We start from the raw sequence: 23,585 nt of genomic DNA on the forward strand, positions 1-23,585 counted from the left end.
ACTACCTAATCAAAGGTTATCTAAGTTAATTCATAAGCACCACTTTTTCCCAAACTTCGATCATCATATCAGATGACTGCAAGCCCATTTCTGGAAACTTTTAAAGAATGTAGAGACCGTAAATTTACGGTCTCTATAAGAATTTTTGGTAATACCATTTCACAAAAACTCTGATACAAATACAGAGAGTAGAGACGCGAAATTTCGCGTCTCTACAAAATTTATATGTATTGTGATTAACGTGAAACGGTATAACGCATAATTAATTGCTGGAGATGTCTAATGCAAATCTTTGATAGAGCTGTCGCTGCTGTCCCACGAGATTTTAGATGATTTCTCCACCAACTACGCCATTTGTCTTTGCATTAACTCGGCAAATAATCCTTCGCGTGAAGCCAGTTCTTCAAAACTTCCCTGTTGCACAATTCGACCTGCTTGGAGTACATAGATGCGTGTAGCCGAACGAATTGTACTCAGTCGGTGAGCGATCGCGATTCGAGTAACCTTCAGCTGCTCTAAACTTTCACTGACAATCGCCTGAGTCCTATTATCTAAAGCACTAGTAGCCTCATCAAAGAGCAAAATCCGGGGTTTCAATGCCAAAGCACGAGCAATCAATAGTCGCTGGCGTTGTCCTCCAGAAAGATTACCACCACCTTCACTAACCACAGTATGCATCTCCATTGGCATGACAGCGATATCTTCGGCTAATCCAGCCATCCGTGCTGCTTCCCAAGCTTCATCGAATGTAATCTGTGCGCCACCAGCAATATTCTCGAAAATCGATGCTGACTGAAGTTGACCATTTTGCAACACCACACCCAGCTGTCGGCGCACAGCATCTACATCTAACCCAGATAGGTCTTGACCATCGTAAAATATGCTACCTGCCTCTGGAGTTTCAAATCCAAGTAATAATCGGAATATAGTCGATTTACCGCTTCCAGAACCGCCAACAAGAGCAATAAACTCCCCAGGGTCTGCATAAATATTGACATCATCCAGTATCAGTGGCCCATCATTGCGGTAGCGAAAAGTAACGCGATCCACAACAATTCTGCCAATGAGTTTACCAGGATCGGTTTTGCTGAGATCCACTTCTGGTATAGTTTGCAGAATTGGCTGGGTACGTTTCCACTGCGGGACAACTTGTAAAATTTCAGTAACTGTATTGCTCAGGTTTGTTGTTCCTCTAGTAAAGTTGCCAAAGGCTGTGTGAAAAGCCAGGAAAGTGCCAAGGGATAGTCCGATCTCTCCTTGAGTCTGAGATTCTTCTAGCAGTTTGGCGGTAAACCAGAACAGTACTCCAGAAGTGACTAAAGGCATCACTGTATTGAAAAAAACAACCGCGTCTTCCACTTTTTGCGTGCTCAGTTCGAGCTTCACTTGCCGAGTGTAGTTTTTACTCCACGCGGCGAAGGCACGTTCTTGTCCTCCAGCAACATGCAGTTTAGAAATGCCATTGATGAGCTGCACTGTCTGTCCAAAAATATTTCCTCGCACTTCCAGTAGCGGATGCATTTTGCGGACTAGAAGTAAACCAGAAATTATCGTCACAGCGATCGCCACTATGGTGACAGCAACAGCAACTAGGGCTAATTTGACGTTGTAGTAAAATAACTGCCCCAAGTAGAACAATGTGAAGAAACTGCTAATGAGATTAATCAGGGTTCTGCCACTGAGTTGACGACGGATCGTACTCACTGATGATACGCGAGCTTGCAGATCTCCTGTTGTGTACTGCCGAAAAAAGGATATCGGCAAGTTCAGCAACCGATCCCATACAGCTGCCTGAGTCGAAGCGTCCCCAGCTGTTTCCATCCGCAAGATCGCAAACCCCTGAGTTAGCTGAAATAGGGCTGTGCCCAAAGCAGCAACCAACAACCCCAATCCAATTTGCAGCAATAACCCCCTGTCACTATCTGGAATTGCGTTGTCCATGATAATTGCAGTGGCTTGGGGTGTAAGCATTCCCAAAAGCGTGACGACAATACCAGTAAATACAATGACAAGCAAGTCTCTCTTACGTCCTTTCAGAGCAAACAAGAGTATATCGAAAGCTTTGATTGCTCGATCGGGCAAAGACCGATAAAACGTATAAGCAACGGGAGCCAGTGTAGAGGCTATGTGCTCATCTACCCTGACGCGGTTTTGCTCAACTGGGTCAAAGATTTCATAGCTAGTTGGAGTTAGGGGCAGCAACGCCATCGGTCGGTTATCTTGGTGGGTGTAAGCTACTAGTGGGCCGCAATCCTTCTGCCACCAGTTGTCCCGCAACAGTACCCGCCGCATTCGTACCCTTGAAGCCCGGACAATTGCCTCCAAAGGCTCCTTTACTCGTTTAAGATTTTCGGAGCGAGCAGGAGGGCGAATTTTCACGCCCATAGCTTTGCCTACCGCACCAGCAGCAACCAACAAAGGTGCACCTTCTAGAAAAAAATCGACCTTTTGGTAATTTAGCGTTGATGCCAGTTCTCCTAGAGCTTCCGCTGTTACTTGATGATTTAAACGCTGGCGATCGCGCAACCGTTCCAATTCTTCCTGTGCTTCTTGTTCATCTAAGAAATGAATGCAGTAGAGTATTTGAGTATGAAGTTGGGATAATCCTGCAAAAATAGTCTCTGGGTTGCGAATTTCTGAAGTAGCAACAGTTGTAAGTTGCACCTCCTCTTGAGCTTCTAACCACATCGCACAAGTGAGAGGAAAAATTCTAGCTGCACTTGTTAAAGCCAGTTCCTCATACCCCAGAAAGCGGACAGTCCCTTGCCGCAACTGTACCCAACAGACAACACCTAATTCAGGTTGGAAAGTCTGACCTTGATTGAGAGTAAATCGTGCTGGCAAAGCAGCCTTGACTTGAATTGCAGGTGTAGCAACATAAGAGAGTGCAGTACTAAGTTGCCGCAACCAATTTTCAATCCAAGCGATCGCCCTATCATCTGCATTGGTTGTTAATTCTCTGAAATATTCAGGCTGTAGGTGTAGCAATTGTGTCTCCCCTATTGGCACTGCCAAAATTTGATGGTGCTGAAAAGAATTGGCAGCAGTTCCGAAAAGAGCCTCTCCCCGACCAATGCTACATAGATAACGACGAGTGCCTTTAATCACACCATTTTTAATAGTGACGACAAACAATGCTATGGAACCGGACTGAACTACCCAAACCCTAGAAGGATCATCCAGCAGTATTGGTTCATTGGCTTTAATTTCGTATATTTGCCCCCGCATTGTCGCTTCGCTCCAATTTTAAATACAAAAATTGATTTTTAATTTTTAATTACGTCTAATGTAAATTAGCCGAACTCACTTTAAGCCGCACCAATTAATAGATTGATTGCAAAATTCAGTTTTATGGTAGTAACGACCACAGATAAAATTGGTCATTGGTCATTGGTAGCTTTATTCCCTATTACCTATTACTGACCTTTATAAATTCATATTAGACATAAATTATTTTTGACTTTTGACCCTTCGCTGCGCCCCTTGGGCATGCTTTTGACTTTTGACTTTTTTAAAGTGCTTCTCCTTCAGTGCGGATTAACCGCGAGTAAACACCTTCGACTTGCCACAATTGTTGGTGAGTGCCGCGTTGTACTACTTTTCCGCGTTCCAAAACAATGATTTCATCACAGTCGCGGATAGTACTTAAGCGGTGTGCCACAATAATGCAGGTGCATCCCCGTCGCCGCAGATTTTCATCAATAATTTTTTCTGTCTCCACATCTAAAGCGCTGGTCGCTTCATCCATGATGAGAATGGAGGGATTGTTTACCAAAGCACGGGCAATTTCCAAACGTTGTCTTTGACCACCACTTAAGTTAGCAGCACCTTCTATTAGTTCTGCATCTAATCCTCCAGCCATTGAGAGAATCACATTGTCAATAGCTGCATCTTCACAAGCTCGCATCAGGTTTTTGTCTGATATCGTGACATCCCATAGGGTTAAATTATCTCTGACAGTGCCGCCAAATAGGAGGATTTCTTGTTCCACCATTGTGACAGAGTTAGTAAGTAATTGGTGGGGAATCTGCTCTTTTGGTTTACCATCAAACAGAATTTCGCCTGCCCAAGGTTGGTAAAGTCCGCTTAAGAGTTTAGCAATGGTAGACTTACCAGAACCGCTTCCACCTACTAAAGCTACTCGCTGTCCTGGTTTAATTGAGAGGTTAAAGTTTTCAATCAGTGGTGCTTCTAGACGACTATAGCCAAATACGATGTTTCGCAACTCCACATAACCCTGTAATTTGGGTAGAAGCGAGTGGTCAGAGGACGGAGAAAGGGCAAGGGGTAAAGGCAAAAGGGAAGAATCTTCCCCTTGTCCTTTAACCTTTTCCGTTTTCCCTGTATTTATGCTCCTCTGCTCTACTTGTGGCGCGATGGGGTTATTTAGCACATCATCTAAGCGAATTAAATTACCCTCTAGTTCTTGAAGATTACTGCCAAAGTTGACGAGATTGTTGACGGGGTCTTGGAAATTTTGCATCAGGCCTTGAAAGGCTATGAGCATACCGATACTGAGATGCCCATTCATCACCCGTAAACCGCCTACAACCAACAAAAACATTGAAGAGAGGGCGGACATGAGCATGGGTAAGACAGAAAATATCTGGTTTGTTGTCCCCAGTTCTTGCTGAGAATTGATAGCTTTGGTGTAGTAACCTGACCACCGGGAAAAGAAATCAGATTCTAACCCAGATGCCTTAAGAGTTTCTATACTTTGGAGAGCAGCAATGGATGTGCCAGCAGCTTTACCATACTCTTGTATCAATCGCTGATTAGCGTCTGTGCGCTGTCGGGAAATCCATCGTAAAGTTATTATATTTACAGCAGCAAAGCTGGCTGTAATCAAAGTCAGTACCCAATCATATTGGAACATAATTAGGGCATAAAAAATTACCATAACTGCATCAATGGCAGTAGTCGCCAACTTTCCCGAAAGGACATCAGCGACTTGGTCGTTAAGAGTGGTGCGATAACTGATTTCTCCAGCAAATCGTTGGGCATAAAAACTAATAGGTAAGCGCAGGATGTGCCAGAGAAAGCGGCTGGACATTCCGACAGCTAGCTTAATTTTCAGGCGGCGCAGGTAGCGTAGCCGCAGTAGGGTTAGCGACCCTTGGAGTATTGCGGCGATCGCCATTGCCAAGAGTAATGGACGCAGCCAATGCTGACGTTGCTGCACCAAGATATCATCTACAAATATCTGGCTAAATACGGGAATCGCCATCCCAATCGTGGTTAAGAAAAATCCCGCAATCATGCAGTAAACTAAAGCACCAGCAGAACCCTGGAGTCTTTCCCATAGCGATAAAATTATGCTGGGTTGGCGACCACCTTTAGTGAACTCCTCGCCTGGTTCCATCACCAGCACTACTCCGGTATACCCCTCGTCAAATTCCTGTAGGGAGACATGACGCGGGCCTGTAGCAGGGTCATTGAGATAAACACGCTGTTTGCTAAATCCCTCTACTACCAGAAAGTGGTTGAAGTTCCAGAAGACAATATAGGGAGGGTGCAGATCCTGAAGTTGCTTCAGTTCCTTCTTAAAACCTTTCGCCTGGAGTCCATAATTTCTAGCGGCTTTGAGCATGTTAGATGCCTTACTACCATCACGAGAAACGCCGCACTCTCGACGCAATTCTGGCAGTGGCACAATTCTTCTGTAGTAACCTAAAATAATGCCCAAAGCAGCAGCACCACATTCCACTGCCTCCATTTGCAACAATGTAGGAGTTTTGACGCGCAAGACTCTAGCTTGTAGTAGTTTTTGTAGGTACTGCCAAGGATGAATCGGTGTTGCTAACGTTGGATTAGTAGATACCACTGAATTCCCTCAAGATAGGTAAAACAAAGGTGATAGGAGCGCGTTCTTCTACCTTGACTCGCACAACAGTAGTAGTCCCAGGAGATATTTTGAGATGCGGCCCGGTGGAAGAAGACCACTTGTAGCCACTAAAAGTTTGAGAATCTAGTTCCAAATCAGAGAATACTTGCATTAAACCAGCTTGTTTTTCAGATACCAAACCTTCCACCACTTCTGGATTGCCTACCTCAGACGCAGCGGCTTGTTTTGTAATTGGAAACCGAGAGATACTGTTTACAGAACCCACAATACCGCCAAAGCGTTCCCGCTTAACTGTTTGAGGGGTAATTTGGATTGTCATACCTGCCTGAATTTTCTTGCCATCGGCGACCGGAAAATAGGTTACACTAACTAGCTTACTAGATGGTGTCTCGGCATCTATGCTTGCTAGGCGGGTTCCTCTATCGACAACCTGTCCTGGTGTAACGGTTATTTCCAGAATGCGTCCTGAGTGTTGACTGATAATTTGGCTATTGTTGCCTAGTTCTAGTTCTAATTTGGCAATCTCTCGCTTGACTTCTTGAATCTCTTTTTTCCGGGTAGTTGCATTTTCCAGGTCTTGTTGAGCCACAGAAGCTTGTTTGCTATCCAGTTCTTTCAACTTAGCTTGCAGTTCAGAGATTGAACTGAGGTTTTCGCGATAGTCTTTCTCTTGTTCAGTCTCCTTAACATCTAGTTCTTTTAACTTGGCTTGAAGTTCAGAGATTTTTTCAAGATTTTGCAAATATTGCTGTTCTGCCTCTAAAGCATCATCACCTGAAATTGCTCCTTCTGTCTTGAATAGCTGTCTGCGGATTTCCATTCTCTGCTTGTAAACGGAAGTCAATGCTTGGGCTTCTCGGAGACGTTGCTGCAAGCCTTGGCGTTGCAACCTAATAGAGACACTGCCTTTAGTTTTAAGGAGAGGCGTCAGGGCTTGCAATTCGCGGATGCGTTGCTGAAGATATAAGCGTTGTTGCTGCATCGACCGTTTATCTTGTTCCAGCCGCAATCCTTGCAGCGAACCTGCGGCTTTATCTTGTGACTCTAGTTCTGTCAATTTAGATTGCTGTTGCTGTAGCTGCTTGCGGAGTTCAGTTTGGTCAATCGTCGCCAGCACCTGCCCCTTTTTGACGATATCTCCAACTTTGACATTGAGAGCTATTAACTGCCCTGAACTTTTCGATTGCAGCGGTACAACTTTGCTTGGGTAAATTAGTACCCCTCGACCCTCAACAGTGATAGGGATGCGTCCATAAATACTCCAGATGACAGCTACTCCTACCAAGGAACCCAAGGTGACTAGAGGTAGCCAGCTTCTGGGGCTGACTACCTGCATGAGCTGGTCTAGTCTTTCAGGAGAGGATAGGCGGTCTAGTGATTCTTTTCTGAACAGGTTGCGCTTTTGGTTTAACATTTTTCTTCGCCCCCTAAATCTTTAGATAACCACCCACCGAATAGGGGGAAAAACTTTCTTAGAAAGTATTTCCATTTATCACGATTCTCGCAACACTAAAAGTAGGGTGTTCTTATTGCTTAAACAATGCTTTTTCTAAGGTTTACTTTCTCAATATTAGGAGCTAAATAATTAATAAACAATGCAAAAATTTTAGGTAGATACCCGCAATTTTTTTGATTTTAATGATTCATTGAATGTGTTCTATTTATCTGAAGCATATGAACTTTAAAACGACAAAATTGAGCGTTGTCTTTAACAACGCCCAAAGTTTAAGTGGACTATTTTTGCAATTAATTAATAGCCCTAAATTTTATACTGAAACATTTTTTAGATGTTCCTGCATCCAATCAAATCTTTTTCCAGCCAGTGCCATGCTATCTAAGATATTTAACTCCAATTCATCTTCATATTCAATATTTTCATCTAGTGGCTGACCTTGGCTATAAACTCGCCGACTATAACCCAATCGGGTGTACATTCCCTGCAATCTATTGGAAAGCAAAGTAGCAATCACTCGATAAAAACGAGATGCAAATCCTACATCTTGCTGCAATTTTGCTGCTAGTTGCTGCCGGGAAATTGATAAAACAAGGGTATCTTCAACTGTCTTGATAGTTGCAGAGGGTAGACGACCATCGATAAAGGGTGTTTCCCCTACGATTTCGCCTTTCGATAATCTTGCTATCTCTCGACTGATAATTTCGCTATCCTCGATCGCTGCAAAAGCACGAGCCAAGGGATTGCGCTCATCAAGAGAAATAGACAGTGACATTGTTCCACCTAAGAGAATATACAGCGCATCTACAGGGCCTCCTTCACGGATAAGTACTGTGTTAGCAGCAATTTTTTGCTGAGTTCCACACGCCATCATCCAATCGATGTCACTACCGTGCAATTCCCCTAAAACACACAGCACATCCTTTAGTGGTTGACCTTGTGCGAGGTTACTACGACCGAATTGATTGATGATGCTTTGCAATCTGTCTGAGAGCATAATCGCGATCGCTCGATAAAAGCGCGTCGCAAAACCTACATCATGCTGCAATTTAACTGCTAATTGTTGTTGGGAAATCGACATCACAAGCGACTTTTCTACAGCCTTAACTGTAGTGGCGATCGGACAGATACCAACAAAGGGAACTTCTCCAACTACCTCGCCGCTTGATAACCTAGCAATTTCCCGACTTGAAGATTCACTACCCTCTATGACTGCAAAAGCACGAGCTAAAAAATTATTATCAGATTGGGATACATTAACTGTTAAAGTTCCATCTAGTAGGATATGTAGGGAATCGGCAGCTTTTCCTTCCTGGATGAGTACAGTACCAACAGGTATTTCTCTTTGGCGACCTGTCGCAATCATCCATTCTATATCACTGTTAGTTAATTCTTTGAGCAAAACTTCTGTCATAACTTCAACTTTCCTATGTTCTATTAACAAAAACTTGGAGAAAAATCTCAGAGGCGCACCAGAACGCAGAGAAAGTTTGAAACTCTATAATTACAAACTTTTCTGTAATTTCTCTAGAGTTTTCTGAATGCGAATATTTGCCTCTGCTGAAGCTAATTCTTCTAAGGTTAAGTAGGTCAAGCTCATTAACATTAGAGGTTGAATATTGCTGTTGATCAACTCGTCTACATGTTCACTATCAAAGCACTCCAAATTCTCTGCGGCAGTTTTCAGCAATGCTTGTAGAATCTTAAAAGCGCCATCTGAAAGCGGTGGCTGACCTCGGTAATTTTCCAGCCTCCCTCCTTCTCGATAATTGGGAAATGACTCCAATCCCAGAAAGCGCAAAAACCAATCGGCTCGATAGTACCCACAAGCAGCAACAATCCCCCTGTAGTCAGCAATTAGTTCATCGAGCATATTATTTCGCATCGAGTTAAACATGCGACGCGTGAAGTAGTGGGTACATTCATGTTCCAGCCGAATTGTTAGGGAATAGCGCAGCCATTCGGTTTCTTCAAGTCCCATATCACTGGCTGAAACATTGCTATAGGGGCCATCACTTAAAATAATCAACCTATCCTGATAAAGCTCTTTTTGGGATTTAATTCGCTGAAATTCTTCCTTCCATCTACTTTCGGAACAATTACCAGCATTGCGAGTTTCCCATTGTTGGCGAAAGGCGCGAATTCTGTCCCAGTTATTAAACCCACTGATCGTGCAGGCTCCCATAGAAGCAGAAACTGGTAATGGTTCATTCCGCATAGCCAGCGCCTGTACCAGAGAAACAAAGTCCTCTCGGTTCCCAGCAAGTAAAACCGGAATTGCTCCTGCGAGGCTTTGATGCACAAACAATTGCAGTTTATCTGGTTGTTGCAAAACCAAACCAGTCGCCTCAGCCATCCCATCCACCGACATCCCTTTACGAGTAGCAGCATTATAGGGAATAGTTTGACTGATACTTGCTTTGATCGGAAAGCGAAACTGTACCAGTCGCTGTTTCAGGGTTTCAAATGCTCCTATATCTCTAGCTTCAAGAGCGTATTTTTCCCAAGCCGAAACATGGGCTTCTGGTGGAAGCGGAAAATTAATGGGATGGTTGAAGTTGTTGCAATTAAAAACGTTATGATTGTATGCCAATAATTCCTCTACTTCTGAAGCATTGGCTCCGAAGTAGGCAAGAACATTAGCACGAAATAATTTTTGATTGAACATGGTTAGTAGTTAGTGGTTAGTGGTTAGTAGTTAGTAGTTAGTAGTTCATGGAGAAAATCATGAACCATCAACAACTAACACCCAAAAACTAACAATTAACAAATGACCAATGACTAATGACTAATGACTAAACCAGCAATCTGCTCAGTAATTCCTTTCATTGTTTTACTGATAGGATGCTTGGAGTAACGCAGACAGAATATTCCCTTGCTCCCTAGCTGCACCATCTCTTCTGACAAGGGCAAAATACCTGCTACTGAAATGTTGTAGGTTTTTTCTACCTGTTTTTGCAAGTCTGTAAAATCAAACGCTGGTAGCGCTTTATTAACTACTAACAGCATTTTTGGTACTTTCAGCTTACGAGCTACATCGACTGTCACAGCGGTTCCCTGGAAGTCTTGACTGTCTGGACGTAAGATGACTACCAAAACATGAGAGATACCAATAGAAAGTAAGGTTTCTTCATTAAGACCAGGGTGAGTATCAATGAACAAGTAGTCTAGTTTAAGACAACGGATGAGTTCCTGAAAACCATCGTTAAGTCGGACTACATCATATCCCTCGCGCAGAACTCTGGCTATTTCACCAGCCTTAATACTAGAGGGAATCAAGTAAAGATTACCTTTTACTACACCTGTTTCCCCTGACTCTGCTATCAGAGTATGACTGACATCGTAGGCAGTGTCCTTAATATTACAACGTCCCCAGAGGTAGTCATTGAGGGAATGGTTAATTTTTTCTTCGTTTAGACCGAAGAGAACATGAATTCCTGGTGACTGAATGTCAGTATCAATAATGCCTACACGTTGTCCTCGGCATGCCATAGTAGCAGCTAGATTGGCTGTTAAGTTGGATTTACCAGTTCCACCACGGAAAGAGTGAACGGCGATAATTTGTGTCATAGTTTACCTCGTAATATAATTCAGGGGAAAGGGTAAGGGGTAGCCCTGTCAAGGTGGGTTCTTAGTAGAGAAGACTATTTTCCTGTTTGTGTCCCTTCGCTGCGCTCGAGGGCAAGCTTAGTGTCTTGGTGTTTCCAGAATTCTTTTTTTCACCACCAAGACACTAAGACACCAAGAAAAATCCATTCGGTGATAATGTCTTCCCTCTTTTCCCCTTCCCCTTCAAAATCTGAACTTCAAGCAGCACTCATCGTTAACTAGAGGAAGCAAAACTCTTCCACTGGATAGCTTTAAATCAAACTGCATATTCTTGTCTCCACTCTCGATTTCTACAAGTGCGGGCAAATTTTTGAAGTCATTTCTACTGGAATTGCTTGTATGTGTCCATACTCTCAGCTCTTTTTCTCGCTTGGTTGGTAGATGGAAGATAGCATATTGCAGTGACTGAAGTGATGGAATTTCGACAGTAGAAGCTTGGTGATGTTGTTCACCCTCAGCATATCCCAGTCGCACCTCTGCTATCTTCGGTTGTCCACCAGCAGCAATTTTAAAGAGCGATCGCCCTCCTGGTTGCTCAGTCAGCAGTTCTACTACCACACGGGAAGCAAAAGCTCCATAGCGCTTCATCACAAAGGTGGTTGCTAGTGATAGCAAAGCGATGCTCAATGCACACAGACGCGCCACAGGATTTTCCCAAATGAACAAACCGTGAATAAACAAGATAGCTAAAAACAGACTGTATATACCGACGCTGAAAACTGGATGATTCAGGATACCGAAGACTACTCCCGGTATCAGTTCGCCTTTTTGCCGGCTAGAAACTAACAGGAGAATTGGGAAAATACCACCTACAATTGTGTTGCCAAGTACACCCGCAAATGCTAATATGCCAGCGAATGATTGTGCATCAGTAAAGATAAGCCATTCTGTCAAAATTAAGACTAATATTAACGGACTAATAGATAGGAAAAAGCGACGCTGGGAAAGTAAATTAGATAGGCATTTAAATGCTATGGGTCTTTTGACAAGATTACTAACCCGCCTGGAATTGTGTGTAGTATTTATGACATCTGTCTTTAACCCTCCCTCATAGACGAGAATCATTGGTGAGGTGATTTGCACGCAGACGCTATCTTGATTAGGCGATCGCACTGAGAGCATGAGGTGAATGTTCCACTTGCGTAAGTCCGGAAACTCCTCAAGTAGTTCTTTAATCTCCCAGCGCTCAGCAACTGTTATCTCTACATGATGTATGTTCCCGCTCGACTGGATATCTAAACGAAATTTTGGCTGATTCTCTTCCAATCCTAGATAAGTTAAACCAAAACGAGATACGCAACTGGGATCGCCACAAGGGTGCAATATCAATGTTCCCTGTTGACGGTGTAGCATCAAAACGGGTCGAGGTTGAGCAGGCAACCATTCTTTTGCTAAGTTGAGCAAGAGACTGGAACTACGCAGCCAAGCCATTCCCAACAGAAGAATGACTAAAACTATTCCCAAGACTGGAACGACCGGGCCAATTTGAATAGCTAGTGGCTCTAGAACTGTGCCTGACTGTCCTGCTAACAATTGCGGTGGAATAGCTCCGTTGACTGCCAATACCCAAATGCAAAAAAGAACAGTTAAGAAAGCAGTTCCCGCCACGCTACCCCAGATCAGCGATCCAGCACTAGGATCGCGCGGGAGTATCACTTTCGCACACTCACCTACATATACATGCCCAAAGTAGAGCATGAGGCCAACACCAAAAACCCGTTGTAGCATCCAAGGTTGGAAAGGATGGCGAGCATGAAAAGGCAAGTTGATGTATAAAAGGTTGTCTAGTTGCAGGTGGCGAAATGCCAAAAGTGAGAGGATGAGCAGCAAGCTAACGTTGATAGCTGCAAGCAATATCATCACAGCAACAGTGAAACTGAGCGATCGCCGTGAAAGCAGATACAATCCAGCTAAGAAAAGCAATATCGCCCATAGTGCTGCTGGTATGTGTGTTAGATTTGCCATAGTAGCTGACAAACCGATGTAACAAGCCAAAGCTATGAGAAAAACACGGATGCCTACAGCTATTGATAGTATAAAAGAACCAGCGTTTCCTAAGTAATTAGATACTAATTGTTTGATAAAAGCATTGCCATAACGGAAGTCGCCACTGCGACCGATCGCTTCAGCCATGCAAGCCATAGTCAAGATATTAACAATGCCGATGATGATTACAAAAGCAACAGTAGCCAAGGGGCCAATATCGACTACAGCAATGGGCAAGGCTAAGAAAGCTTGAGGTAGACCTAAAGCAACAGTTACCAAAGAGGCAAGCCAGAAAGGAGGGAGAGACTCAAGCCGGTGTGCGATCGCCGCGAAAGTCCATCGTAACTGTTCTGTTAAAGGTAGTCTGGATGCAAAGATTTTCAATAGCTGTCTTCTGTATAAGCGGAGGTAAGCCACTTGTACTGCTTTCTCATCTAAACCTAAAGCTGCCCGGATGTTAGGGACTACTTCATAGGTGAAAGCGTACTTCTCACCGAGAGCATGAGCAATAGCGGCTTTGAGTTTGGGATTTTCTGGCACTAGAGGTGTCCATTGCAGGGCATGGCGTTCCAAATGCTGGATCGTGGGATGAAATGGTGGTGCGTGACCTGAAGCAAAGGCTTCCAAGTAAGCCAGATCGCGCTCATTCGCAGCTTGCTCTGTGAGGGAAAATTCCACCAGCGATCGCGCTACTATCTGCGCTGTTCGACTCTCAATCAAAAACAATAGTGTATTTGCTCGTCTAGCAGGTAAACCCGCCAATACTTCTTCACGCGAGATTAGTTCTTCGTCATTTGTCATTGGTCATTGGTTATTTGTTAGTAGTTAGTAGTTAGTAGTTAGTGGTTAGTGGTTAGTGGTTAGTGGTTATTCTCCCACTCTCCTCATCTCCTACTCTCCCCCTCTCCCCCTCTCCTTGAGGGATTTTACTTGAGTTTGCAATCGTTGATAGTACTCAGTTTCTGTTTCGCCTGTACTAACAGCAGAAGCTCTAAGTTTCTGAATCTTTCTCTGTAATTCTTGAAAGTGTTCATTATCAGTAATCTCCGCAAACTCTCTAGCTCTCTTGGTTTCGTCAATCTCAATCTTTAGCTCAATTACCTGCTGTTTCAGCTTTTGTTCTCTATCCCTAACCTTATCAGACATGTGTAAAAAGACACCTACTAGCTGTCCCATGTCATCATTCCGGGAAGGCAGCTCAAGCAACGGCTCAGAATTAAAATTCCCCTGCTCTAGTGTTTGTGCTACGGCTGTAAGGGCGCGAATTGGTCGGGAAATGCTTCGTGCAAGGAGCAGTGCAATGATTGCGGTAATTCCTCCTACCATCACAACAATACTGCCGTGCTGCCAAATGAGGCGATTTAAAGGAGCTTTAAATTCTGTTTTGGGTTGACTAACCCCCAATACCCAAGGTTGCACTTGCAAAGGTGCGAAGCCAACTATCCGGGACATCTGCTCACTTGGAAAATGATAGCCGCTGTGACCCGGCTCTTTTGCTTTCACCATCAACTCCAACTCTGGAATATTCAAGCTTTTAATCTCATCAAGTCCATAGCGTCTATCAGTTACGACCTGTTTAAGAGTTTCTGGTGGCAAAGGGTTGAGGCTATGGTAAAGGAGAGATTGATCGGGATGGCTGATGATTACTCCATGCTGGTCAATGAGGAAGGCGTAGCTTAAGGAGCCTACTTGCAATGCATTAACTATTGCCCAGATATCTTCTCCTCTAATCTTGAGTACCGCCACTCCGACAATTTCGCCTTTGGGCGATCGCACAGGGTGAGAGAGGAAAAGTCCTGGTCGTTTAGTTGTTGTACCCACTAAGATACTAGAAACGTGAGAGTGTCCCTGAATTGACTGTTGAAAGTATTCACGGAAAGCATAGTTTTGACCAACAAATGATGGATCGGTGGAAGCGAGACACTCACCGTCTTTATCCATGAAAAAGACAGCATCAAAGTCGGGGTTAGAATGAAAGACATTTAATAGTGTTTGTTGCAAGTTGGGGCGGAAAGCTTCTCGCTTTGCAGATGTTGTAGCAGCAAGGAAACTCACCACACCTGCATCATTACTGACTTGCGTTAAAACGCGCTGAATATCGATAATTAGTTGGTCAAGGCGGCTAGCAGCACTGGTAGCTGATAATTCTAGTTTGCGGTATTCACCAGCCTCCAGACTTTCTAAACTTTGTTGCAAATTGTAGTAGGCAGTGAAGCTCATCGGCGCGATCGCCACAGCAAGCAAAGCTGCTGAAAGTTTAGCAGCAATAGACCAGGCAGGCGGGTAAAGTAACCGATGTAAGCGCTTCATTCTGATTTTAGATTTTAGATAATGTTGGTTGTTGATGGTTCATGGTTTTGTTCTATAAACTATTAACCACTAACCAATTTCAATTTCTCATTCACTCCCACAGCAACACCGAAGGAAGTGATTCTGGATACGCCAGCCTCAGTAGTTCATAACCGATTCCAGCAGTACCTTGAAAAAAACCAGGGTTGTAAACATCTGCCGGAAATTCAGGAAATAGATAAAAAGCACCGACTTGCTTTGCCCTTGTTACAAGCCATGCCGCCTGTTTTTGGATAGTATTCCAGAGTTCTGAACTTGATAGCTTGGAGGCAGCAATCAATAGCACCTCCATCCTGCCAAAGTTACCGCAACAAAGATGGTCGAGGTTCTGTAAACCAAACTGTTGGGTTGTATTTATGGCAACTGCAATTTCTTGGCGGATTTCTGGAGTATCAAGGATTGCCAGACCCCCCAAACGACCTAAACCTATGCCAGGAGCACCATGACACCAACTGGTCATAAAAGCAGGCTGATCTTCTCTCACGTCTTGCCAATTTCCAGCGCTGGGAGAAAATACGCTGCGCTCGTAGGCAATTGCTTCCTCGGCTGCTTCCAGAAAAACTGTTTCTTGCGTGGTTTTGTACAATCGCAGTAAGGCGTAGGCAATACCTGCCGCGCCATGAGAAAATCCCGTCGCTAACTTGCCTGCTAGGGTTGCCCAAGCTCTAAATCCAGAATCGCTCTTAGTGCGGTTAATCAGTAGGTGATAACCTAAGGCTGTGGCTTGCTCCAGAACAGCTGGATCTGCTTTTGCTTGATATAAACTCAGTAACCCTAGTATTGCCCCTGCTGCTCCACCGATCGTGTCAAACTGGCGATCGCCCGCAATGCTTTCCTGAGTGATTAGGGACGCTCCCCGGCTCGCAACATCCAAAAGCTCAGGTTCATCTAGAAACTGACTTATCTGTACTAAAGTATAAATAATAGACCCTAATCCAATGCCTCCACCAATACCCATTTGCTTGGTAATTTTAGCCTGAAAGCTTGGGTCTGTGTCCTGCAAAGTTTTTCTCAGGTCTTGCAAGGCACTTTTTGCTAAATCTCGAAATCCTACGTCACCAGTAATTTTTGCCAACGCTCCTAAAAACAAAGCAACCCCGCAAATACCGTCGTATAATCCATAGCTCAATGGCTGAAGTTGCATCCGTTGAGCTTTAGGCAGGTATCCCATACCAATCCAAGTAAAACCACCGTCAACAGCTTGAATTGCTCGTTGTTGGAGTTCTTTGCCAATCTCTACCGCCTCTTGCACTAGCTGTGCTTGTGTCAAAGGAGCTGTTTCATCTAGTTTTAAACTAGTATTATCACCTAGGTTAGATGTGATAGTGGTTATGCCACGAGCCACCCGCGAGTAAAAAGAACCACGAATAATGGCAATTTGTTGGGCTAAATCTGCATCATTAAGCTGTTGCAGACGAGAAATCATCTGGTCGTAGCTAGGTTGTTTGAAATATGCCTGAATTCTCAAGTCAGGGTTGACACAGAGAGCATCGCTGCTTGAATCAGCAGCGAAGTAAGGAATATCCATTTGTTCTAAGGCTTGTAGTTCCACTACTAGCAGCAACCAGACGGAAGGTTTTGTATCGGCTGCCAAAAAAGCCCGACTTAGCACATCCAGTTCAATACTACGGTCTACACCATGCCGTAGGAATTTTGGGTGCAGGGTTTTACCCAAAATATGAGAGTAAATGTGGGTAGGGCGGAACAAAAATCGTACTCTTTGATGAGCCAAGATGTTTAAAGGACTATCAGTCGTCAGAAGCGCTTCTCGCTGTTCTGTCAGGAACTGATACATCTGCCGGAAACCGTCTACAAGTTGATTAACGTAATCATTGGGTGATAGGGTGATATCTTTGAGAAAAGGTGTATTGGCTGCGGGTGGCATGATACCAAGCTCGTACTCCAATACCATGTTGTCAGTGTTGATATTTTGCCACTTTGGCATTCTAAAAGGGATTTCCCCACCAACTCCCCCTAACCCACTAACATCGTGAGCTTTCCCTCCATCTGCTCCCAATTCCCATCTCGGCAGTAGTCCAGTCCACAACACGGAATCTTCAAAAAGTTGCTGATTCGCTAGGGATTGCGCCCCTACTTCATTTGTGGGGTTAATCTCGTGGGCATGAGGATGAAGAAGGGTTTCTAGGTCTATCAGTACTGGGTGTTCTCCACTAGCAATCAGATTTTCATCATGGAAGTCATTACCTTGCAGTACGTAGAGTAGACATAGAAGCATTCCAGCACGTTGGTAGTATCGCTGCACTGCTGCTTCGTTCTCACAGGGCAAATACTCTACATACTCCATCCAGCCATGAGTTTTGCAGTCGATAACTTTGAGTAACTTGAACGGCAGCAGAACTTGCTGTTGATTACACCAAGCTAGTAACTGAAAATACGCAGCTTCCAAACCTAAGCCTCTAGGTTTGTATATCAGTTTCAATCCAGAGGCAAAGGATAATGCTATTACCGAGCGTCCCTGATTGTGAGAATCGGAGAGATTTAATTGAATGGCAACAACCTGACCTGTATCTTCTGAGAAGTTTTCCTGGATGGTTGACAAGTCTGATGCCAGTCGTTGGAGAAATTCTGCTTTTTCCTCCACCCAGAAATCCATCGTCGTTGCCACCAAGCGAGCTAAGACGCTGTACTTTTGGAAAAAAGAGAGTATATTGCCTGTTTTCAGGTCTTGGACAAAGGTTTGGTACTGCCGATCGGAACCTAAGTCTTGCCCTCGTCCCCATAAGAGGGTAAAAGCAGATTGCTTCAGCGCTTTAAATAGTGAAAACTCAACCTGTAAACACTGGGCGCAAAGAGATGCTAAGCGCAATAACAGTTGACGTTCCAGACATATGCAAGCTGCTTCCGACAGCAGTTGCCAACTAGCACCCACCTGTATAATGAGTTTCTGCCGCGCTACGTGAACAAAGGGCAGATAAACTTCTTCAAAGGGAATTGGTTTTTCGCCATCCAAACAGCGAGATACAGCTGCATACGCTGTTTTCCAGTCGGTTTGCAAAGCTTCCCGCAAAGATTCAGTCCAGGAGGGGAGTTGCTGTGCATCGGCAAGACGAGTATCACTGAGAACATTATCGATACTGCTAGAATCTAGTCCATCCCAAGCGAGGCGTTTGGCAAATTTTTCTGGATTCCCCTGTGCCACAACCTGACGCCACGCTTCCAAGCGAGAGTTAATCAGCTTTTCATTGACTTTTGCCTCATCAAAGATAAAGCGCTTGTCCAATGTTTCGGTCAGGGTAGTAGCTGCCTCCACTATTTTGATTAAATCTTGCTGTGAAACTTCCATTTAAATAACTACGTTATAGATACTGAAACTTAGAGTTTTAGCTTAGGGGATACAAACCCCAAGTCACAATCCAATTTTTTTTGGTAAAACTAACAATTTTTCAGATCTTGTTTGCTACTTAGTAGTGAACATTTATCCTTGGGCAATTCATTAGATATTTGTTTGCTTAATTTTTAAGTATCTAAATAGTTTTTTAGAGGTGATTTATAAAGTTAATATTAAGGATCTCTAACCCTTTCGTCGATTGTAGATCCCCCCTTAATCCCCCCTTTTTAAGGGGGTCTATAAATTACTTCCCCCATTTTAAGGGGGGTTGGGGGAATCGGATTTTCTTTATAAATGAACTCTTATTGTTTGATTTTTCCTCAATTTACGTTTTACATTCTCAGATATTTAGTCGCATTTTTTTAGATTTCATTCCTAAATAATTTGCATTGACTGTTTAGTTTATGCATCGATATTCTGGTTAATGTCAACTCGAAATTGACATAAGTAAGTAAGGAGAAAAGAAAATGCACGAAGAACTGAAAAAAATCGTCTCTCAGGCAATGAACACTCGGTTTGAGTTTGAGCAGAAGCTCATTCAGCAGGCTTGGGAAAATGAGACCTTCAAGCAAGAATTGCTCAGCAATCCCAGAGCAGTTTATGCGAGAGAGTCAAAAGAAGAACTACCAAAAGAGCTTGAAATTGAAGTAATCCAGGAAAGTGCAAACAAGATCTACTTAGTACTGCCAAATAACCCGGCTCCAGCAACTACTAGTGGAGAATTATCTGAGGCAGATCTAGAAACAGTAGCAGGCGGTAGTTGCAGGTATAGTTCTAGAGAGTACGAAGAAAGCTGTTCTTGGTTTAGTGCTAGTAAAAAGCGTAGTGCTGAAGGATTAGTGTAAGCATAAGCTTAGCTTTCTAGTAGCTACTTGAAAATCTAAGCTATTTTAACCCAGTGAGCTTTGGTAGAAGGTTTTTGATGTTCACTGGGTTTACTTTCTAAACACTAACTGGTTATTTTCCCGTAATTTAAGAGTTTTTTTATGAAGGATTTCAAAGTAAAAACTAATTAATTACAGGAAAGATACTACATCGTTAAACGAGACTAAGGCAAAGAGAAAATGAACCCTACAGATAAATTGTCTACGTTCACACCTAGCCAAGATGTGGGATTAGTTGAAAGTCAAGGTGCTATAGCTATTAATGCTGACAAAGCTCGCGAACTCTTTGGTGTGGATGGAACTGGTGTCACAATAGGTGTAATTTCGGACAGCTTTAATAATCTTGGTGGAGCAGAAGCTGATGTTGCTAGTGGTGACTTGCCATCAGGTATTAAAGTGCTAGAAGATGCTCCTGGTGTGGGCGAAGATGAAGGTCGTGCCATCATGCAACTTATTCATGATGTGGCTCCTGGTGCTAACTTTGTATTTCATACATCAGGCCCGGGTCAACCTGAAGAATTTGCTGATGCCATTTTTAAGTTAGCAGATGCAGGAGCTGACATCATAGTATCTGATGTAGGTATCATCCATGAACCTATGTTCCAAGATGGGATTATAGCTCAGGCTATTGATGAAATATCGTCTAGACCTGGTGACTCTGCTGTCTCCTTTTTTGCTTCTGCTGGTAACGAAGGTCGTCGCTCCTATGAAAGTTCCTTTAATCCTAGTGGTGTGATTGAACCGACTTCAGGGGGAGAGTTCCATGATTTTGAACCAGGATCTGGAGTAGATACATTCCAGAGCATTACAATTCCCTCAGGTGCTGGAATTGATATCTCTTTCCAATGGGACTCTCCTTTCGCTTCGGTTAGTGGTGGTGCTGGTTCTCTCAACGATCTCGATATTTTCTTGTATGACAGTTCCGGTACTAAGGTTTTGGTTAGCAGCACCGAGTCTAACATTGGTAACGATCCAGTAGAGGTTCTTACCTTTAACAATGAAGGACAGACAAGTGAATTTAACCTAGCAATCTCAAAAAAAGGTGGTTATGACCCTGATTTGATGAAGTACATAGTGTTTGGAGGAGGCAAAAACTTTAAAATTAACGAGTTTGACACTGCTAGCGGAACTATTTTTGGGAATCCCAATGCTGAGGGAGCAGCGGCAGTTGGGGCAATTTCATACCTTGAAACTCCAGCATTTGGAACAGATCCAGGTGAACTACGGTTTTTTTCTTCGGCTGGCGGTACACCAGTTTTGTTTGATCAAGATGGCGATCGCTTGTTCATTCCCGATTATTGGAGGAGCAAGCCTGCATTTGTAGCTCCAGATGGCGTTAATACCACTTTCTTTGGAGACGACATTCCTGAAGATTCAGACAATTACCCCAACTTTGCTGGAACATCAGCTTCAGTCGCATATCCAGCGGGAGTGGCCGCTCTAATGCTTGATGCTAATCCCAATCTCTCTGCTGACGAAATCTACTCAATTCAGGAAGCAACTGCTCTTGACATGGACGATCCAAGCACTCCAGAATTTGACATCGGCTTTGACTATGCCAGTGGCTACGGATTGATCCAGGCCGATCGAGCGTTAGGTTTAGTCACAACACCTTTCCCCTGCCACAATTCTGCATTAGATACTTTGGCTTTTGCTAACCCAGGAGCCTCTTTTGGCTTGAGTTCATCAGGGAGTAACAAAGGTATCCTATATTAATTTTTTCGATCGCACTCTTACTCGACCAACGCAAAATTGGCGGGTGGAGACTGACACGGGGACGCGGTGAATTTTTAACCCGGCAGAGTTGACTTGCCAGACCACGCTTAGTAACAACAGAGGTGAGCTATGCAAATTCACATGATTGGACATGCTTCAATATTTGTGGAAACGCAAGATTGCAAAATTCTCATGGATCCAGTGCTTTGGGACCCACACAATGAAGGAATCGAGGATGTATGTCCAAAGCGAGAAGTAATTCATGAATTACTTCCAGAATTTGATTTACTAATCATATCCCATCAGCATCTGGATCACTTTGACATTCGCTCTCTTGCCTATCTACCGAAAACAGTTGATGTCCTAATTCCTAATGACAAACTGATAGAAACTTGTCTTCGTCAATTGGGATATTCTCAAATCTATCATTTGAATGACTTTAGTGAAGTTAAGCTTGGCTCCACAAGTCTGTTGGCAACCCGTTCAGAAAACCGCGTCCCTGAATATGGCATAGTATTTGCCGATAAATCAGGGGTTTGCTGGAATCAAGTAGATACGGTAGTCAGCCTAGATACAATTCGTTTTGTAAAATCTTACTATCCACAAATTGACTTCTTATTGGCAACTTGGCAGCCAATGCTAGAGGTTAACTACCAAACTAATCAGAGTTTGTCCTTTCCTTACTCTGAATACAGCCAGTCGCTTGAGCAAATCAGTTTAATTCAACCAAAGGCGATCGCTCCCGGAGCCAATGGCTTCAAATTAATTAATGGCTCATCTTGGCTAAACCAGATTGTATTCCCAGTAACGCGAGAACAATTTTGTAAAGATGTAAGGATGGTTTATCCAGAAATAGGAGACAACGTCTTTGCTTTCGATCCAGGAGACATCATAGCCTTTAAAAACGGCGAGTTTAGTCATCTCAAACAGATGAGTCAATTTGTCAAAAAGGTGGAAGACGATAGAGAAAACTTGGATTTTTCGCCAGTAAAGGTAGGGAGTAACTTAATTGACGACAATCCAGATAATTATAATCTCGATGAGATGAAAGAGGCAATTAAAGAAGAAGTATGCTTAAATTTGCCTCAGTTTTTCATGGAAAAAAAAGATTCCCTTTTTATAGAACATTGTCGTTGGAAAGTTATTTATCAACTAGAAATAGTTTTTCCAGATTCCTGTGAACAATGGGTTTTTGATTTTGCAGAAGAGAATATTCAAGCACAAGTAGGACGAAATCCCTTGGCTAATTTCTGTACCAGCATTACAGCGTCAAGCTTTTACAGCATTTTGAAACAGATGAAAGGCTGGGACTATGCTAGCCTTGGGGGCAATTGTCGCAGCTTCAAAAAAATATATATACCAACTCAATATGGAATTATTCAACCCAAAGAAACTTCAATACAAGAACCTCTTGTCTTAAAATTTCCACCTAAGAAAGTTTTCGAGAGCGTTCGGTATCAAGAAGTAAAAAAATGGATTCAAATTAATAGCAATAGTTCAATTTCACATAAAAGAAATACTTACATGATGAAGCTAGGAAATCATCTTGTTAGGCAATTGCAGGAACCTAAAAACTGAGAGAGTAAGGATTTATGTCAAACTAATAAATATAAATTGAAACTATGGCAATAATCTCAAATTCATATTACTGGCTCAGGTCAAAAACATTCCTTCTTGACTACCTGGACTCCTTGCGAATGCAGATCCTGTCTTCCCCCTATTTAGCAGCGAGTCAATTAAGCGAAAGCTTTGCAGGAACGAAGGGATTCTCTATAGTCTTTAAAAACTCAAGCATCAGTGAAGTTGAACGGCACTTTCCCTTCTTTCAACCGTATTTGAGAGTTGCGCTGATGTCTGCCTGCAATGCATTTTATCTCAATCCCCTAGTCATAGAGGGGGGATCTTGTGTAGAGCCACACGTTGACTGTAGCCTTTCTGAACCAGGTAAGTTTATGGCTATTCCAACTATTGTGAGTGTACTCTACGTCCAAGTGCCGCCTGATTTGCAAGGAGGAGAACTGGTACTCCAGGAGCGCGATCGCAAAGTTGGTAAGATTCAGCCTCAAACCAACACTTTACTTTATTTTCGGGGTAATCTGACACATTCAGTGAATGAAGTCAAAAGTTCACAAGCTCGTATCAGTTTAGTCTGCGAGCAGTACAATTTAAGTAAAACTCGACTTCAGCAGATTCCGGAGTTTGAGATACAATCTAGGGCTGTTCAAAGGAAGTATCACATTGAATTCTGTCTTTTGGGTTTATTAATTCCAACAGCAAAAAAAGGTGGTCGTAAGCGTAGGTAGAGATCTAGGTGATCGCCAATGCAATACTATATATTTTGTGTGCGGTTTTGCGTGGCAGATGCTCCCGTTTCAGGCTCTATTGAAAATGGAT

Annotated in this window: 13 protein-coding genes; 4 read left to right on the plus strand and 9 right to left on the minus strand. The window is 43.3% G+C overall.

Features of this window, described 5'->3' with window-relative positions:
- Window positions 1-345: 345 nt before the first annotated feature.
- The 9 genes from FIS9605_RS0123300 to FIS9605_RS0123340 all read right to left on the minus strand — a co-directional run bounded on the left by FIS9605_RS0123300 (window position 346) and on the right by FIS9605_RS0123340 (window position 18,546).
- Window positions 346-3,228 (minus strand): NHLP bacteriocin export ABC transporter permease/ATPase subunit, encoded by a 2,883-nt coding sequence (locus tag FIS9605_RS0123300; protein WP_026734746.1) that lies wholly within the window; start codon window positions 3,226-3,228, stop codon window positions 346-348.
- Between the two features lie 283 nt (window positions 3,229-3,511).
- Entirely contained in the window at window positions 3,512-5,824 is a 2,313-nt protein-coding gene (locus tag FIS9605_RS0123305; protein WP_026734747.1) for an NHLP family bacteriocin export ABC transporter peptidase/permease/ATPase subunit, read from the minus strand.
- Window positions 5,811-7,259: an NHLP bacteriocin system secretion protein gene (locus FIS9605_RS0123310; protein WP_026734748.1), complete on the minus strand. Its 1,449-nt coding sequence runs from the start codon at window positions 7,257-7,259 to the stop codon at window positions 5,811-5,813. Before FIS9605_RS0123310 ends, FIS9605_RS0123305 begins: the two co-directional genes overlap by 14 nt.
- 352 nt (window positions 7,260-7,611) lie before the next feature.
- Window positions 7,612-8,712, minus strand: coding sequence for a cyclic nucleotide-binding domain-containing protein (locus FIS9605_RS0123315; RefSeq protein ID WP_026734749.1), 1,101 nt, complete (start codon window positions 8,710-8,712; stop codon window positions 7,612-7,614).
- A gap of 90 nt (window positions 8,713-8,802) precedes the next feature.
- Entirely contained in the window at window positions 8,803-9,966 is a 1,164-nt protein-coding gene (locus FIS9605_RS0123320) for a DUF7005 family protein (protein ID WP_026734750.1), read from the minus strand.
- 113 nt (window positions 9,967-10,079) lie between these two features.
- On the minus strand, window positions 10,080-10,868 hold the full coding sequence (locus FIS9605_RS0123325) for a MinD/ParA family ATP-binding protein (protein WP_026734751.1): 789 nt from the start codon (window positions 10,866-10,868) through the stop codon (window positions 10,080-10,082).
- Between the two features lie 222 nt (window positions 10,869-11,090).
- Window positions 11,091-13,694, minus strand: a complete 2,604-nt coding sequence (locus FIS9605_RS0123330; protein WP_026734752.1) for a hypothetical protein — start codon at window positions 13,692-13,694, stop codon at window positions 11,091-11,093.
- Window positions 13,695-13,784: 90 nt separating this feature from the next.
- Complete coding sequence (locus FIS9605_RS0123335; protein ID WP_026734753.1) at window positions 13,785-15,203, minus strand: sensor histidine kinase; 1,419 nt, start codon at window positions 15,201-15,203, stop codon at window positions 13,785-13,787.
- A 91-nt stretch (window positions 15,204-15,294) separates the two neighbouring features.
- Window positions 15,295-18,546 carry a type 2 lanthipeptide synthetase LanM family protein gene (locus tag FIS9605_RS0123340; protein WP_026734754.1) on the minus strand — a complete coding sequence of 1,084 codons (3,252 nt, stop codon included), beginning with the start codon at window positions 18,544-18,546 and terminating at the stop codon, window positions 15,295-15,297.
- Between the two features lie 512 nt (window positions 18,547-19,058).
- Here FIS9605_RS0123340 and FIS9605_RS37900 point away from each other — a divergent pair.
- From FIS9605_RS37900 to FIS9605_RS37910, 4 genes are all read left to right on the plus strand, one after another.
- A complete protein-coding gene (locus FIS9605_RS37900; RefSeq protein ID WP_026734755.1) occupies window positions 19,059-19,436 on the plus strand; it encodes an NHLP leader peptide family RiPP precursor in 378 nt (125 codons plus the stop codon).
- A gap of 219 nt (window positions 19,437-19,655) precedes the next feature.
- On the plus strand, window positions 19,656-21,191 hold the full coding sequence (locus FIS9605_RS37905; RefSeq protein ID WP_051470105.1) for a S8 family peptidase: 1,536 nt from the start codon (window positions 19,656-19,658) through the stop codon (window positions 21,189-21,191).
- Window positions 21,192-21,320: 129 nt separating this feature from the next.
- A complete protein-coding gene (locus FIS9605_RS0123355) occupies window positions 21,321-22,769 on the plus strand; it encodes an MBL fold metallo-hydrolase (RefSeq protein WP_026734756.1) in 1,449 nt (482 codons plus the stop codon).
- Between the two features lie 119 nt (window positions 22,770-22,888).
- Window positions 22,889-23,494: a 2OG-Fe(II) oxygenase gene (locus FIS9605_RS37910; protein WP_063748475.1), complete on the plus strand. Its 606-nt coding sequence runs from the start codon at window positions 22,889-22,891 to the stop codon at window positions 23,492-23,494.
- Window positions 23,495-23,585 lie beyond the last annotated feature (91 nt).

The organism is Fischerella sp. PCC 9605 (assembly GCF_000517105.1).
Classification (GTDB): Bacteria; Cyanobacteriota; Cyanobacteriia; order Cyanobacteriales; family Nostocaceae; genus PCC9605.

Excerpts from the sequence above, each read along its gene's own strand:
- FIS9605_RS0123300 (WP_026734746.1), bottom strand. The coding sequence starts at position 3,228 with ATGCGGGGGCAAATATACGAAATTAAAGCCAATGAACCAATACTGCTG.
- FIS9605_RS0123310 (WP_026734748.1), bottom strand. The coding sequence starts at position 7,259 with ATGTTAAACCAAAAGCGCAACCTGTTCAGAAAAGAATCACTAGACCGC.
- FIS9605_RS0123315 (WP_026734749.1), bottom strand. The coding sequence starts at position 8,712 with ATGACAGAAGTTTTGCTCAAAGAATTAACTAACAGTGATATAGAATGG.
- FIS9605_RS0123320 (WP_026734750.1), bottom strand. The coding sequence starts at position 9,966 with ATGTTCAATCAAAAATTATTTCGTGCTAATGTTCTTGCCTACTTCGGA.
- FIS9605_RS0123325 (WP_026734751.1), bottom strand. The coding sequence starts at position 10,868 with ATGACACAAATTATCGCCGTTCACTCTTTCCGTGGTGGAACTGGTAAA.
- FIS9605_RS0123330 (WP_026734752.1), bottom strand. The coding sequence starts at position 13,694 with ATGACAAATGACGAAGAACTAATCTCGCGTGAAGAAGTATTGGCGGGT.
- FIS9605_RS0123335 (WP_026734753.1), bottom strand. The coding sequence starts at position 15,203 with ATGAAGCGCTTACATCGGTTACTTTACCCGCCTGCCTGGTCTATTGCT.
- FIS9605_RS0123340 (WP_026734754.1), bottom strand. The coding sequence starts at position 18,546 with ATGGAAGTTTCACAGCAAGATTTAATCAAAATAGTGGAGGCAGCTACT.
- FIS9605_RS37900 (WP_026734755.1), top strand. The coding sequence starts at position 19,059 with ATGCACGAAGAACTGAAAAAAATCGTCTCTCAGGCAATGAACACTCGG.
- FIS9605_RS37905 (WP_051470105.1), top strand. The coding sequence starts at position 19,656 with ATGAACCCTACAGATAAATTGTCTACGTTCACACCTAGCCAAGATGTG.
- FIS9605_RS0123355 (WP_026734756.1), top strand. The coding sequence starts at position 21,321 with ATGCAAATTCACATGATTGGACATGCTTCAATATTTGTGGAAACGCAA.
- FIS9605_RS37910 (WP_063748475.1), top strand. The coding sequence starts at position 22,889 with ATGCAGATCCTGTCTTCCCCCTATTTAGCAGCGAGTCAATTAAGCGAA.